Raw genomic sequence first — 12896 nt, forward strand, 5'->3', positions numbered from 1 at the left:
ACATGCATGGGGTTCATTGATGTAAAAGAAAAGCTGTTAGAGAGCTTTAAAATCCACAACCCATGGTTAAAAACTTCCGTTTCTAATTCTAAGCTTTACAAAACCCTTTTATAAATAACAGACGAAATTTACACCGACAATTAATGAAAAAAGATTAAATTACCCTTAAAATGGACATCGGAGGGAGGAACAATGAGTTTCATCGTTGTATTCATGTGGTCATTCGTGCTCTGGTTAGCCCTCACCGCGGGCACCAAGGGAATGGTGTGGAGCGCGGAAGAGTTAGCCGCGGGCGTTGTGTTCTCCCTGATTGTGGGATACGCCACAAGGAATGTCATAGGGGAGAAAGCGGGGCGATTTCTCAGTCCTTCAAAATGGGTGGGCTTCATAGTCTATTCACTGGGTCCCCTCTTCTGGGGCATGGTGAAAGCAAACCTTGACGTCGCCTACAGGGTCATAACGGGCAAGATAAAGCCCGGAATTGTTAGAGTTCCGGTGGATCTTGAGAACGACGCCCAGTACACCATTTTGAGCAACTCAATTACCCTGACACCCGGAACCCTCACCATCGACGCGTGCCCCGAGGAGAAAGCCCTCTACGTGCACTGGATTTATGTGCGGGACGAACACCCGAAGAGCTCAGAACCAATTTCGGGCTCATTTGAAAAGTGGGCAAGGAGGTTAGGAAAATGATCGCACCCGTGTTCTTCTATTCAGCGCTGATAGTCATGATTGGAGCATTTTTGTCCGTGCTCAGGGTGCTCTTTGGCCCCACGGTGCCCGACAGGGTGGTTGGTGTTGACACGCTTAACACCCTCATCGTTGCGGGAATGGTGCTTCTTGGAGCAGCATATGACAGGACGATTTACATTGACATTGCCATAGTTTACGCTCTGCTCAGCTACATAGGCACCCTGGCAATAGCGAGATACCTGCAGGGGGGATTGGAGTGATAGAGTACATAATCTATGCTTTCCTGGCGATTAACATAATCTTCAACCTTCTGGGGAGCTTTTCCCTTCACCGCTTCCCGGACGTCTATACAAGGCTTCACGGCGCGACGAAGTGCACCACGTTCGGGACAATATTTGCGGTTCTGGCGGTTGTCGTTCACGCGATCAACCAGCTCAGGATTACCGGCGACCCGAAATACCTCCAGATGGCCCTTCACAGCGTGGTTGCTCTGGTCGCTTTGCTCCTTACAAACCCGACGGGAGCTCATGCGATAGCAAAAGCGGCTCATTTGAGCGGTGTAAAGCCGGCCAAAGCGGTTATCGACGCATATGAAGAAAAGCTCATAAAAAGGGGTGAAGCCCGATGAACGTTCTGAGCGTTGATGCCATCATCCAGTTCGGCGTTCTGCTCGGAGTGCTACTTTCAGCTTACCTCACAATAACCTTCAGGGACCTATTAAGTGCTGCTCTGGCCTCGGCGGCAATGAGCCTTCTCCTGAGCCTGGAGTTCTATTTGCTCCATGCTCCGGACGTTGCAATAGCCGAAGCCGCTGTTGGTGCCGGCGTCGTTACCGCCATAGTGGTGTACGGTATTGCCAAAACAGAGAGATGGGAGCGTGAGGCACCATGAAGAGAACCCTCGGAGCCCTGTCACTCCTGTTCATACTTGGAGTCCTGCTAATAGTTGCCAGTCCGAATTACGGCTTAAAGTTCGGCCTCGGCGGAAAGGACTGGCAGGCCCACCGCTACACAGACCAGTACTACATCGAGCACGGAGTTGAGGAAGTGGGAGGAACCAATATTGTTACGGATATAGTCTTCGACTACAGGGGATACGATACCATCGGAGAGGCCACTGTTCTCTTTACGGCGATAGCAGGAGCCGTTGCTCTTCTCAGACCCTGGAGGAGGGATGAGGATGAGTGAGGACATGGGATTGATAGTCAAAACCACCGCGAGAGCCACGATTCCCCTCATAGGGATTTTTGGGGCATACGTGGTATCCCACGGACACCTGACACCGGGAGGAGGCTTCCAGGGAGGCGCAACAATAGCGGGAGCGGGCGTGCTCTTTTTAATCGCCTTCGGGTTGAGCGAGGCCAGGAAGCGCTATGATCATCACGTTTACTCCGCCTTAGAGAGCCTCGGAGGTCTGGTATTTCTTGGCATCGCTATGCTCGGCTTCAGCGTGGCGTTCTTCTACAACATGCTGTGGCACAGCGGACCGTTTCTCAACGGCAAACCCGGAACCCTGCTCTCAGCGGGATATCTGCCGATTATGAACCTCGCCGTCGGGCTGAAGGTCTTTGCCGGCCTAATAAGCGCCATGATGGCCGTTGCAACGTACAGGAGGTGGAAAGAATGATTCCATTTCAGTTCATCACCGCGTTCCTCTTAATATTCATGGGGCTCTACGCTTTCCTCTACAAGCGCAATCTGATTAAGCTCATCTTGGCCCTGAACATCATCGACGCGGGAATACACCTGCTTTTAATAAGCTTTGGCTACCGCCTTGAGGATGGAACACTTCCCACAGCGCCCATATACACGGGCTATGAGACGCTGAAGGGGACGCCCATGGTGGGCCCGATTCCCCAGGCTCTGGTGCTCACGTCAATTGTCATTGGAGTGTGCATCCTCGCTCTGGCCATGGCACTGACGATTAACGCTTACAGGCACTATGGAAGCCTTGACATCAACAAGTTAAGGAGGTTGAGAGGATGATGCTTCCGTTCTTGATTATCATCCCTCTCCTGGGAGCGTTCTCAATGCCCCTCATCAGCCTGCTGGGGGAGAAGGCGAGAAATGCATGGGCCCTGCTGGTGAGTGCATTAACCCTAGGCGTTGCCTCCAAGGTGTTCTATGACGTGTGGAGTACCCGGCAGCTCATTGTCTACACACTCGGCGATAAGACGCCGCTGGGGAAAGGCGTGAACTTCCCGATAAGAATCCTCTGGGAGGTTGACCTGTTCGGAGCGCTGCTGGCACTTATAGTGGCCTTCATAGCTTTCATGGCCATAATCTACTCCGTTGAGTACATGAGGCACGACACCGGGCTTGAGAAGTACTACACGCTGATCCTCGTCCTTGAGCTCGGAATGCTCGGTATAGTGATCACGGGGGACATGTTCAACTTCTACGTGTTCCTTGAGATAATGAGCATAGCGAGCTACGCCCTCGTTGCCTTCAGGAACGACACATGGGAGGGCATTGAAGCGGGCATTAAGTACATGTTCGTCGGTTCCCTGGCGAGCTCCTTCATACTCCTCGCGATAGCCCTCCTCTACGGCCAGTACGGGACACTGACAATGAGCTACCTCGCGGTGAAGATAGCCCAGAACCCAACCCTCGTGAGCAGGGTGGCGTTGGGGTTCTTCATAGGAGGGCTCCTCTTTAAGAGCGGTGCTGTCCCGGTTCACATGTGGCTGGCAGATGCCCACCCCGCAGCACCGAGCTCAATCAGCGCCATGCTCTCCGGTCTGGTCATAAAGGTGGGTGGAGTTTACGCTTTGGCCAGGATTGCCTTCAGCATCTATGCGACCAGCGTGAGCATAAAGACTGTCGGGTGGATAATAATCCTCTTCGGATGCGCGACGCTCGTAGTTGGAAACGCCATGGCGGTCATTCAGACGGATATGAAAAGGCTCTTTGCATTCTCAAGTGTGGGCCAGATAGGCTACATCCTCCTAGGGATAGGCATCGGACTCGCCGCATATGGCACGAAGGTTGGAGACATAGCAATGGCGGGTGCGGTATACCACATAGTAAACCACGCCCTGATTAAGGCCCTCCTCTTCCTCGTCGCCGGTGCGGTGCTCCACCAGCTCGGCACAAAGAACCTCAACGAGCTCAGCGGGCTTGCCAAGAAAATGCCCCTCACAGGCTTTGCCTTCCTGATTGGAGCCGCTGCAATAATTGGCCTCCCGCCCATGAACGGCTTTGCGAGCAAATGGCTCATCTACGAGAGCTCTGCTCTGTACAACCCGTTCCTTGCTGCCGTGGCAGTAATAGGAACTGCGTTCTGTACTGCAGCTTACATCAGGATCCTCTTCACGTTCTTTGGAAGGCCAAGCGAAGTCGTTGCGAATGCAAAGGAGCCAGGAAAGGCCATGATACTCCCGATGCTGATATTAATACTGGCAATAATCATAATGGGGCTCTTCCCGTGGCAGATAAACGACAGGATAATGCTTCCAGCCGTTGATATGCTGAAGGACCAGCTCAACTACGTCGTGGCGGTTATAGGGGGTGCATGAGATGTTTGGATACTGGGATGCCCTTTACTTCATCTATGTTTTGGCGATAGGCATGATCATTGCTTACATGCTCCTCAGGTGGGCCGAAAAGTCCAGTATGGGGACGAGGAGAACGGGCGACGGCACAAAGATTTTCATCAGCGGTGAGGACGAGGAGAAGGTCATACCGCAGTTCGAGCACTTTCGCGGTTATTACACGGGAAGACACACAATGTGGGGCCTGATCAGGGGAATACACAGGATGTTCCTCATATTCAGGAGAGAGCACACGGGATTGCTGACCGACTATGTGGCATATTTGATGATAACAACGGCCTTGGTGCTGGGCGCTCTGGTAATATGGGGGTGAGCGGATGAGTGAAGAGAGGAGAGAACTGGAAAAGAGAATTGCAAAGCTGTGCAAATACATAGGGAGATCACCCTGGGTGTTTCACGTTAACAGCGGGTCATGCAACGGATGTGATATCGAGATTATCGCGGCGCTGACTCCAAGGTATGACGCCGAGCGCTTTGGTGTGAAGCTGGTTGGAACCCCAAGGCACGCGGATATCCTGCTGGTGACAGGGCCGATCACCAATCAGAGTCTGGAGAGGGTTAAGCTGGTTTACGAGCAGACACCGGAGCCAAAGGTCGTGATGGCAATTGGGGCCTGTCCCACAGGCGGCAGTGTCTTCTTTGAGAGCCCCTTCACCAACGCACCCCTGGACAGGCACATCCCCGTGGATGTCTTCATCCCCGGGTGTCCTCCAAGACCGGAGGCGATCCTGCATGGGGTTGTTCTGGCTCTGGAGAAGCTTATAAAAAAGATAAACGGTGAAGGTGAGAAGGAATGACTCCCGAGGAATTCATTGAGAGAATAAAGGAGAAGTTTGAGGTTGACGCTCACATTTCCGAGAACAAACAGCCCCACCCGAGGAAGAGGGCCTGGATAAACGTGGACAGGAGAAAGTTCAAAGACCTTATGAGGTTCATAAAGGAGGTTGACCCTCACGCACAGTTCTCAATCATAATAGGCGAGGACCGGGGAGAGTATCTAAGCGCGGAATACCACCTGGAGCTGTTCTATGAGGAGGAGCCAAGCCTGTCCGTGATAGTCGCGACTTCATGCCCCAAAGACGACCCAAAAATACCGAGCCTGGGTGATGTATTCCCGAGCTCAGTGCCCTACGAGCGTGAAAACAGGGAATTCCTTGGAATCGAGTTTGAAGGAATCCCCGACCCGAGAAGGCTCTTCCTCCCGGACGACTTCCCGGAGGGAGTCTATCCGCTCAGGCTTGACGATACAGGCATCAAGCCAGAGATGGTGAAGAACGCGGGTCATCCGTACAAAATGAAAAGGGAGGGCTCAAAATGAACAGCAGGATTGAGTACTGGGTTAAAATACCCATAGGCCCCATTCACCCAGCACTTGAGGAGCCCGAGAAGTTCATAATAACCCTCGATGGAGAGCGTATAATCAACGTTGACGTGAAGCTCGGATACAACCTGAGGGGCCTTGAATGGATTGCGATGAGGAGGAACTACATACAGCTCATGTATCTGGCGGAGAGGATATGTGGGATATGCAGCTTCTCACACAACCACACCTACACGAGGGCCGTTGAGGAGATGGCCGGCATAGAGGTGCCGGAGAGGGCGGAATACATAAGGGTAATCGTGGGTGAGCTTGAGAGGATTCACTCCCACCTGCTCAACCTTGGGGTCATCGGCCACGCCATAGGTTACGATACGGTTCTCCACCTGAGCTGGCTTGCGAGGGAGAGGGTCATGGACATCCTTGAGGCCATAGGCGGGAACAGGGTCAACTATGCCATGAACACGATTGGAGGTGTCAGGAGGGAGATCGAGGAGAAGCACAAGAGGGCCATCCTCGACATGATAGCCTATTATAAAAACGAGATTATGCCGAAGATCGAGGAGATATTCCTGTACGATCCAACGGTCGAGGCCCGTTTGAGGGATGCGGGTGTTATCCCGAAGAGGATAGCGATTGAGTACAGCGCCCAGGGGCCCACGGCAAGGGGAAGCGGCGTCAAAAAGGACGTGCGCTACAACGAGAGGCTCGGCGTTTATCCCGACCTCGGCGTCAAGCCGGTAACCCCCAAAGAATTCACGGGCGTCATAAAGGGGGACGTTTTCGACAGGATGGTCGTCAGGGTTGGCGAGCTCTGGCAGAGCATGGAGCTCATAGAGAGGGCCTTTGACCAGATGCCCGGGGGCAAGATAAAGACCTTTGCCAAGGACAACCTGATTCTCCTCAAGCTGAAGAAGGCGGATGGAGAGGGAATAGGGCGTTATGAGGCCCCGAGGGGTGAGGTCATACACTACGTGAGGGCAAACCCGGGGAAGGACATACCCTCAAAGTGGAAGGCGAGGGAGCCGACGTTTCCAAACCTCTTCGCGGTTGCAAGGGCTCTGGTCGGCGAACAATTAGCCGATGTGCCGGTTGCAATAGCCTCAATTGACCCGTGTTTGAGCTGTACGGACAGGGTGGCGGTTGTGGATGCAAGAACCGGAAAGAGGAAGATTTTGACCGAGAAAGACCTCCTCAGGGCTTCAATCGAGAAGACGAGGGAGATCAACCCAAAGGTTAGTGCAAGGCCGGAGGTGGTTGGGGTTAGCTGCCCAAGGGGTGATCTGCTATGAACCTCATTTACGCCACACTCGGCTTAATCGGGCTTTACATCTACGTCTCATTGGCCTCCCTCCTGTGGGAGGGCCTTGACAGAAAGCTCGTGGCGAGAATGCAGCGCCGCATTGGTCCACCGCTCCTGCAGCCCTTCTATGACTTCCTGAAGCTTGTGAGCAAGGAGTCAATAATCCCGAGGCACGCGGGCAGGATGTTTGAGCTCGCACCCGTCTTTGCCCTGGCGGTCTCAATAGCCCTCCTGGCATACACGCCCTTCGGATTTGCGCCCCTCTTCAACACCAGGGGCGATGTCATAGCCTTCATCTACCTTCTCACCCTGATAGCCTTCATCAGGGTGCTCGGGGCGGTAAATTCGGGCTCACCCTACGCCCAGATAGGTGCCCAGAGGGAGATCATAATCCTCGTCTCAAGGGAAGTGCCCATGATGCTTGCCCTCTTCGCAATACTCTGGCGCCTGAGCAAGCTCGGCGTCAGCAAGCCCTTCAGCCTTGGGACATTTTACGAGCACAACATATGGGAAATTGGAACTCCCCTGACCTTCATGGGTGCTGTAATACTCCTGTTCGTCTTCCTCGCATGGCTTGCGAGCGAGATTGAGGTCGGCTACTTCAACATTCCGGAAGCGGAGGAGGAGATAGCCGAAGGCCCGATGGCGGAGTACAGCGGGAGGCATCTGGCCCTGTTCAAGCTCAGCAACGCTTTGAAGGAGTTCATAAGCGCAAGCCTCGTCGTGGCAATATTCTTCCCGTGGGGCATAAGCGGTGTGCTCGGACTTACGGGGGCCGGGGCGGTAGTGGCGGACTTGCTCTTCCACACGCTCAAGGTCTATGCGGTGCTCTTCGTGAGCATGAGCGTCTTCAGGGCCATAACCGGGAGGCTGAGGATCACACAGGCGGTTCAGGTGTTCTGGTTCAGAATGCTGCCAGCGGCTGTCATAGGGGTGCTGCTTATAGTGATAGACCTCATGGAGGTGATAGCATGAGGGTTCCGCCTACCCTGTCAGCCGTCCTCGGAAACCTCTTCAGGAAACCAGCGACGAACCCGTTCCCGGAGAGCGAGCCCGTTCCTGTTCCTGAGGGCTTCAGGGGAAAGCTCGTCTACCACGTGGACAAATGCGTTGGGTGCAGGCTCTGCGTTACCGTCTGTCCGGCAGGTGTCTTTGAGTACATACCAGAGGTCAGGAAGGTCACGCTGTGGCTTGGCAGGTGTGTCTTCTGCAAGCAGTGCGTGGATGTGTGCCCCGTCAGTGCCCTTGAGATGAGCGATGAGTTCCTCCTTGCAACGTATGACAAGTACGACGACAACCTCAGATGGTTCAGGGAAGAGGAGATTGAGAAGATGATCGAGGAGAAGAAGAAAGCTCAGAAGAAGTGATTTCCTTTCTTCCATTTTGTCCCTCTTCCCCCACTGTTTTTCACCCCCGACGCGCCCCGAATCATTGAAGAACGTTTCTGTACATTCAGATTCCGATTTATGCATTGGAGAACCCTTTTTTGGAGGTATGTAAAGCTCAGAACTCTTTATATTTGTCAAATTTCAGGTTTTCAACCTTTTGTTTTAGAAACGTATTTATAAAGTCTCTGACAACCTATGAGTGAGATTTGGGGAAAATACGCCCTCTATCGGTTTAAAACTTAAAGTTGAGGTGGGAAAATGGGATTTGCCACATCGTTCATATGGTCTCTGATCGTCTACCTAATACTAACAGCAGGCTCAGGAAGCATAATAGCATGGAGCCCGGCAGAGCTGATAGCCGGAGTGGTGATAGCAGCGATCATAGGCTATGCAACAAGGAACATCATGAGCGAAAAGCTCGATTACTTCTTCAATCCCAAGAGGTGGATACTGTTCATAGTGTATGCACTCGGTCCGTTCTTCTTTGCAATGGCAAAGGCAAACCTCGACGTCGCCTACAGGGTCATCACAGGCAAGATCAGACCGGGAATAGTCAAAATCTCCCCGGGACTCACGAGGGATGAGAGCAAAACACTGCTCGCCAACTCAATAACCCTGACACCGGGGACGTTTACACTTGAGATTGACGATGAGGGTAACTTCTACGTTCACTGGATAAACGTCCCGCCCGGAAAGGAGAAACCCACTCCTGAGGAGCTCTGCGGCTACCTTCCAAAATGGGCAAGGAGGATTGCGGAATGACGGTTATAGGCATATTCATGTGGGCGCTGATACTCCTGATGTTTTCGGCCATGCTAACCCTCATCAGGCTGCTGCTCGGCCCAACGATTCCCGACAGGGCTGTAGCCCTCGACTCAATGACCACCACAACTGCAGGCGCAATGGTTCTCTACGGAGTAATAACAAAGCAGGCGGTTTTCATTGATGTTGCCCTTGTCTATGCGGTTCTGAGCTACATAGCCACGCTCTACATAGCGAGGTATCTCGTGAAGAAAAGAGTGGGGGTCATCTACGGGAGGGAAGGCTCATGATAGAGGCCATCATAGGACTTTTCCTGGGGATAGGAGTTGCATTCAACTTCCTTGCAAGCATAGGAATCCTCAGATTCCCTGACGTGTATACGAGAATCCACGCCGCAACGAAGTGCACCACATTCGGAACGATATTCATCGTGCTCGCCACGGTTACCTATTCCATCTACTCCTACTACTGGGTCGCAAGGGATCCCGCATGGATAACGATAGGCATACATTCAGCGCTGGTGGTTATATTCCTCGTCCTGACGAATCCGGTGGGAGCTCATGCCCTGGGAAGGGCGGCAAGAAAATCCGGAATAAGACCTTATGGAGCGGTAATAGACGAACTGGAGGGGAGGCTATGAACTTCGGTGAGCTGTTCTGGGTACTGCAGGTGCTGGTCGGGCTGGGGCTCCTCATAAGCGCAATAGCGGCCGTGAGGTTCAAGAACCTGATATCCGCGGTCATCGCAATGGCGGTCTTCAGCCTGATTCTCTCGCTGGAATTCTACGTCCTCCAGGCGCCGGATGTTGCGATAGCAGAGGCAGGAGTTGGGGCATGTCTGACGACAGCGATGTATCTGCTCGCAATAAAGAACACCACAGATGAGGAGGTGATAGAATGAGAAAAGCTCTGGGATTGTTTGCTTTCCTTGGATTCACGCTGTTCCTGCTGGCCGCATCAATGAGCCTGAGGCCATTTGGTGCTCCTCCTCACGCCGAGATGGATCACTACTTCATAACCCATGCACAGGAGCAGGCATCGGCAAACAACGTTGTGACGAGCATAGTCTTCGATTACAGAGGTTTCGATACCCTCGGTGAGGCCACGGTTCTCTTCACGGCGGTTGCGGGTGTCCTCATGGCCCTCCGCAAGAGGGGGGTGAGCTCATGACAACCACAATCATCAAAACAACGACGAGGATACTGGCACCGCTGATACTCGTCTTCGGTGCATACATCATCCTCCACGGGCATCTGACACCCGGCGGTGGCTTTCAGGGAGGCGCGGTCTTTGCAAGCGGACTGGCCCTGCTGATAGTGGCGTGCGAAACCGATGTCGTCAAAAAGAGGTTTGATAAAGTTCCCTTAAGCCCGCTTGAGAGCATAGGTGCCCTCGGCTTCCTCGGAATGGCGCTTCTCGGCCTGATGGGTTACACCTTCTTCAGGAACGTCATAGCAAACAGCGGGTTCATATTTGGAGGAAGGACACCCATAGGGATAAACCCGGGCTTCCTGAACACGGGTGGAACACTGGCATACATGAACATATTCGTCGGAATGAAGGTACTGGCAGGCCTCACAAGCATAGTGCTGATATTCTTCCTGCTCTTGGGAGGGAAAAAAGATGAATGGTGATATAATAGCAATAAACTTCCCCTTCATCGTGGTGGCTCTCCTGCTTGCACTGGGCTTTTACACGATAGGCTTCAAGCGAAACCTGATAAAGGTCGTCATCGGAGTTGAAATCCTCGAAGGGGCCGTAAACCTCTTCCTGATTGCACTGGGATACGTCAAAGGCGGCTATGCGCCTATATACACACTGGCACCGAAAAAGGCCGTTGGGAACATGGTTCTGCCGACACCCCAAGCGCTCACCCTCACGAGCATCGTTATCGGTGTCGCGGTCTCAGCGCTCATGCTGGCCTTTGCCGTCAACATATACAGGCATTACGGAACCCTTGATGTTACAAAGATTAGGAGGCTGAGGGGATGATGGAGCACCTACCGGCTTTGATGATAGCCGTTCCTCTCTTCGGAGCATTCACAACACCCCTGCTCAAGAAGCGCTACAGCCTGGCATCAATGTGGGCGATAATAATCACGGCCGCAACCCTTGGTCTGTCGCTCCTCCTCGTTCAGGAGGTTCTCAGCAAGGGAATCATCGTCTATGTCTTCGGTGCAAAGAACCCCTCGCTGGTGCTTCCCTCAGGATACAGGGTTCCCGTTAGAATCATATTTGAAATTGACGCCATAGGGGCGTTCATGGCACTTTCGGCAACACTCATGAGCTTCATCGGGGCGCTGTATTCATACAGCCACGTTAGAATGGAGAGCGGCCTTGAGAAGTACTACGCGCTGCTCCTCCTGCTCGAGGTGGGAATCCTCGGCATGGTTCTGACAGGAGACCTGTTCAACCTCTTCGTGTTCCTTGAGATAGCGGGAATAGCAGGTTCCGCCTTAGTGGGCTTCAGGAACTACAGGGGGGAGGCAAGCGAAGCGGGAATAAAGTACCTCATCGTGAGCGCGGTCGCTTCGCTCATGGTGCTGTTCTCGATAGGCCTCCTCTACGGCCAGTACGGCAACCTCAACATAGCATACCTGAGCACGCAGATACACTTTGATACCGTCGATATGATAGCCCTCGGACTGCTCTTCGTCTCGTTCGCTATGAAGTGCGGTTCGGTTCCGATGCACTACTGGGTGCCGGATGCATACACGGAGGTTCCGGCGGGCATAAACCCGACGCTGCTGGTGGCCACGTATGCAAGCCTCTACGCCCTGTTCAGGGTTAGCTTCAGCCTCTTCGGGGCAATCACATGGAACATGGCAAGAGTGGGCTGGATAATGAGCATCCTCGGAGTGCTTACGATGTTCATAGGAGTTACCATGGCATTAGTTCAGAAGGATGTCAAGAGGCTCATGAGCTACCACGCCATCTCGCAGACGGGCTACATGCTCCTCGGTGTTGGCGTCGGTTTAACGGTTCTCAACGACCCGGCCAAGCTTTCTGCATTTGGAAGAACCGCAATGGCGGGAGGAATATTCCACATCATAAACCACATAATCTACAAGAGCCTCCTCCTAATGACCGCGGGAGCTCTGTTCTACGTGACAGGCACGAGGAACCTAAACGAGATGGGCGGACTGGCGAGAAGGATGCCCTACACCACGATAGCCTTCATAGTTGGAGCCGCTGCAATATCCGGAATCCCGCCATTCAACGGATTCGCCAGCAAGTTCCTCATCTACGAGACCTCCTACCAGCTCAATCCGCTCCTTGCGGTTATAGCAATGGTAACGAGCGTTTTAACGCTTGCATCGTTCGTCAAGGTATTTGCATCGGCATTCCTAGGCCCGCCGCTTGAGAAGTATAACGAGGTCAGGGAGGTTCCGAAACCGATGGTGGCAGCAATGATAATCCTCGCAGTGCTGTGCATACTCTTCGGTCTGTTCCCGAATGTGGTGCTCAAGAATCTGATTTATCCGGCCGTTGATGCTCTGCTCAAGCTGGCACAATACCAGTCATGGGGTGGTCTGGCATGAACTTCACTCTGCTTTCACCTTCGGGATTCTGGGATCCCGTGCTCTGGCTGATATTCCTGATCCTCTTCGGAATCATAGGATACATCATCTACTCAAGGGGCAACCCGGGCTACAAGCCAAACACCGAGCAGGTAAAGCCCTACCTCAGCGGAAATGCGGAGCCCTCAAAGGAGAAGATAATGGTCAGGGCAGGGGACATCTACTGGGGATTCATAGAGGCCATGAAGGAGTACTATGATGTGCTCAGAAGAATGCACACGGGAGACCTGAGGGACTACATACTCTGGTACCTTGGGATAGGGGCCGTGATACTCTTTATCCTCGTGGGAGGTGTGTAA

Annotated in this window: 23 protein-coding genes; all 23 read left to right on the top strand. The window is 53.1% G+C overall.

Annotated elements, in window-relative coordinates; all coding sequences use genetic code 11:
• The first annotated feature begins 192 nt into the window (after positions 1–192).
• The 23 genes from ACYQ27_RS11850 to mbhI (ACYQ27_RS11960) all read left to right on the top strand — a co-directional run bounded on the left by ACYQ27_RS11850 (position 193) and on the right by mbhI (ACYQ27_RS11960) (position 12896).
• Positions 193–693 (top strand): monovalent cation/H+ antiporter subunit E, encoded by a 501-nt coding sequence (locus ACYQ27_RS11850; RefSeq protein WP_460041695.1) that lies wholly within the window; start codon positions 193–195, stop codon positions 691–693.
• Positions 690–953, top strand: coding sequence for a cation:proton antiporter (locus tag ACYQ27_RS11855; RefSeq protein ID WP_456394350.1), 264 nt, complete (start codon positions 690–692; stop codon positions 951–953). Before ACYQ27_RS11850 ends, ACYQ27_RS11855 begins: the two co-directional genes overlap by 4 nt.
• A complete protein-coding gene (mnhG, locus tag ACYQ27_RS11860) occupies positions 950–1321 on the top strand; it encodes a monovalent cation/H(+) antiporter subunit G (protein ID WP_460041696.1) in 372 nt (123 codons plus the stop codon). Before ACYQ27_RS11855 ends, mnhG (ACYQ27_RS11860) begins: the two co-directional genes overlap by 4 nt.
• Entirely contained in the window at positions 1318–1584 is a 267-nt protein-coding gene (locus tag ACYQ27_RS11865; protein ID WP_456394348.1) for a DUF4040 domain-containing protein, read from the top strand. Before mnhG (ACYQ27_RS11860) ends, ACYQ27_RS11865 begins: the two co-directional genes overlap by 4 nt.
• Complete coding sequence (gene mbhE / locus ACYQ27_RS11870; protein WP_456452189.1) at positions 1581–1880, top strand: hydrogen gas-evolving membrane-bound hydrogenase subunit E; 300 nt, start codon at positions 1581–1583, stop codon at positions 1878–1880. Before ACYQ27_RS11865 ends, mbhE (ACYQ27_RS11870) begins: the two co-directional genes overlap by 4 nt.
• Positions 1873–2319 carry a Na(+)/H(+) antiporter subunit B gene (locus tag ACYQ27_RS11875; RefSeq protein WP_460041879.1) on the top strand — a complete coding sequence of 149 codons (447 nt, stop codon included), beginning with the start codon at positions 1873–1875 and terminating at the stop codon, positions 2317–2319. The genes mbhE (ACYQ27_RS11870) and ACYQ27_RS11875 overlap by 8 nt, the downstream gene beginning before the upstream one ends.
• Complete coding sequence (locus tag ACYQ27_RS11880) at positions 2316–2678, top strand: NADH-quinone oxidoreductase subunit K (RefSeq protein WP_456394346.1); 363 nt, start codon at positions 2316–2318, stop codon at positions 2676–2678. The genes ACYQ27_RS11875 and ACYQ27_RS11880 overlap by 4 nt, the downstream gene beginning before the upstream one ends.
• Entirely contained in the window at positions 2675–4210 is a 1536-nt protein-coding gene (locus ACYQ27_RS11885) for a proton-conducting transporter transmembrane domain-containing protein (RefSeq protein WP_460041697.1), read from the top strand. The genes ACYQ27_RS11880 and ACYQ27_RS11885 overlap by 4 nt, the downstream gene beginning before the upstream one ends.
• A 1-nt stretch (position 4211) precedes the next feature.
• On the top strand, positions 4212–4559 hold the full coding sequence (gene mbhI, locus ACYQ27_RS11890; RefSeq protein WP_456452185.1) for a membrane-bound hydrogenase complex subunit MbhI: 348 nt from the start codon (positions 4212–4214) through the stop codon (positions 4557–4559).
• Positions 4560–4563: 4 nt separating this feature from the next.
• A complete protein-coding gene (locus tag ACYQ27_RS11895) occupies positions 4564–5043 on the top strand; it encodes an NADH-quinone oxidoreductase subunit B family protein (protein ID WP_456452183.1) in 480 nt (159 codons plus the stop codon).
• Positions 5040–5564, top strand: a complete 525-nt coding sequence (locus tag ACYQ27_RS11900; protein WP_460041698.1) for an NADH-quinone oxidoreductase subunit C — start codon at positions 5040–5042, stop codon at positions 5562–5564. The genes ACYQ27_RS11895 and ACYQ27_RS11900 overlap by 4 nt, the downstream gene beginning before the upstream one ends.
• The gene (locus tag ACYQ27_RS11905; protein ID WP_456452179.1) at positions 5561–6856 is read left to right on the top strand and encodes a hydrogenase large subunit; all 1296 of its coding nucleotides are present in this window, start codon (positions 5561–5563) and stop codon (positions 6854–6856) included. Before ACYQ27_RS11900 ends, ACYQ27_RS11905 begins: the two co-directional genes overlap by 4 nt.
• The gene (locus ACYQ27_RS11910) at positions 6853–7842 is read left to right on the top strand and encodes a respiratory chain complex I subunit 1 family protein (RefSeq protein WP_456452176.1); all 990 of its coding nucleotides are present in this window, start codon (positions 6853–6855) and stop codon (positions 7840–7842) included. The genes ACYQ27_RS11905 and ACYQ27_RS11910 overlap by 4 nt, the downstream gene beginning before the upstream one ends.
• Entirely contained in the window at positions 7839–8234 is a 396-nt protein-coding gene (locus tag ACYQ27_RS11915) for a 4Fe-4S dicluster domain-containing protein (protein WP_456452174.1), read from the top strand. The genes ACYQ27_RS11910 and ACYQ27_RS11915 overlap by 4 nt, the downstream gene beginning before the upstream one ends.
• Before the next feature lie 279 nt (positions 8235–8513).
• Entirely contained in the window at positions 8514–9017 is a 504-nt protein-coding gene (locus tag ACYQ27_RS11920; RefSeq protein ID WP_456452172.1) for a Na+/H+ antiporter subunit E, read from the top strand.
• Positions 9014–9307: a cation:proton antiporter gene (locus ACYQ27_RS11925; RefSeq protein WP_456394337.1), complete on the top strand. Its 294-nt coding sequence runs from the start codon at positions 9014–9016 to the stop codon at positions 9305–9307. The genes ACYQ27_RS11920 and ACYQ27_RS11925 overlap by 4 nt, the downstream gene beginning before the upstream one ends.
• The gene (mnhG, locus tag ACYQ27_RS11930) at positions 9304–9657 is read left to right on the top strand and encodes a monovalent cation/H(+) antiporter subunit G (RefSeq protein WP_460041699.1); all 354 of its coding nucleotides are present in this window, start codon (positions 9304–9306) and stop codon (positions 9655–9657) included. Before ACYQ27_RS11925 ends, mnhG (ACYQ27_RS11930) begins: the two co-directional genes overlap by 4 nt.
• Positions 9654–9917: a hydrogenase subunit MbhD domain-containing protein gene (locus ACYQ27_RS11935; protein ID WP_456394335.1), complete on the top strand. Its 264-nt coding sequence runs from the start codon at positions 9654–9656 to the stop codon at positions 9915–9917. The genes mnhG (ACYQ27_RS11930) and ACYQ27_RS11935 overlap by 4 nt, the downstream gene beginning before the upstream one ends.
• Complete coding sequence (mbhE, locus tag ACYQ27_RS11940; RefSeq protein WP_456394334.1) at positions 9914–10186, top strand: hydrogen gas-evolving membrane-bound hydrogenase subunit E; 273 nt, start codon at positions 9914–9916, stop codon at positions 10184–10186. Before ACYQ27_RS11935 ends, mbhE (ACYQ27_RS11940) begins: the two co-directional genes overlap by 4 nt.
• A complete protein-coding gene (locus tag ACYQ27_RS11945) occupies positions 10183–10650 on the top strand; it encodes an MnhB domain-containing protein (protein ID WP_456394333.1) in 468 nt (155 codons plus the stop codon). Before mbhE (ACYQ27_RS11940) ends, ACYQ27_RS11945 begins: the two co-directional genes overlap by 4 nt.
• Positions 10640–11008, top strand: a complete 369-nt coding sequence (locus tag ACYQ27_RS11950; protein ID WP_456394332.1) for a sodium:proton antiporter — start codon at positions 10640–10642, stop codon at positions 11006–11008. The genes ACYQ27_RS11945 and ACYQ27_RS11950 overlap by 11 nt, the downstream gene beginning before the upstream one ends.
• Positions 11005–12558 carry a proton-conducting transporter transmembrane domain-containing protein gene (locus ACYQ27_RS11955; protein ID WP_456394331.1) on the top strand — a complete coding sequence of 518 codons (1554 nt, stop codon included), beginning with the start codon at positions 11005–11007 and terminating at the stop codon, positions 12556–12558. Before ACYQ27_RS11950 ends, ACYQ27_RS11955 begins: the two co-directional genes overlap by 4 nt.
• Positions 12555–12896, top strand: a complete 342-nt coding sequence (gene mbhI, locus ACYQ27_RS11960; protein WP_456394330.1) for a membrane-bound hydrogenase complex subunit MbhI — start codon at positions 12555–12557, stop codon at positions 12894–12896. Before ACYQ27_RS11955 ends, mbhI (ACYQ27_RS11960) begins: the two co-directional genes overlap by 4 nt.

This window comes from Thermococcus atlanticus, from assembly GCF_054657855.1.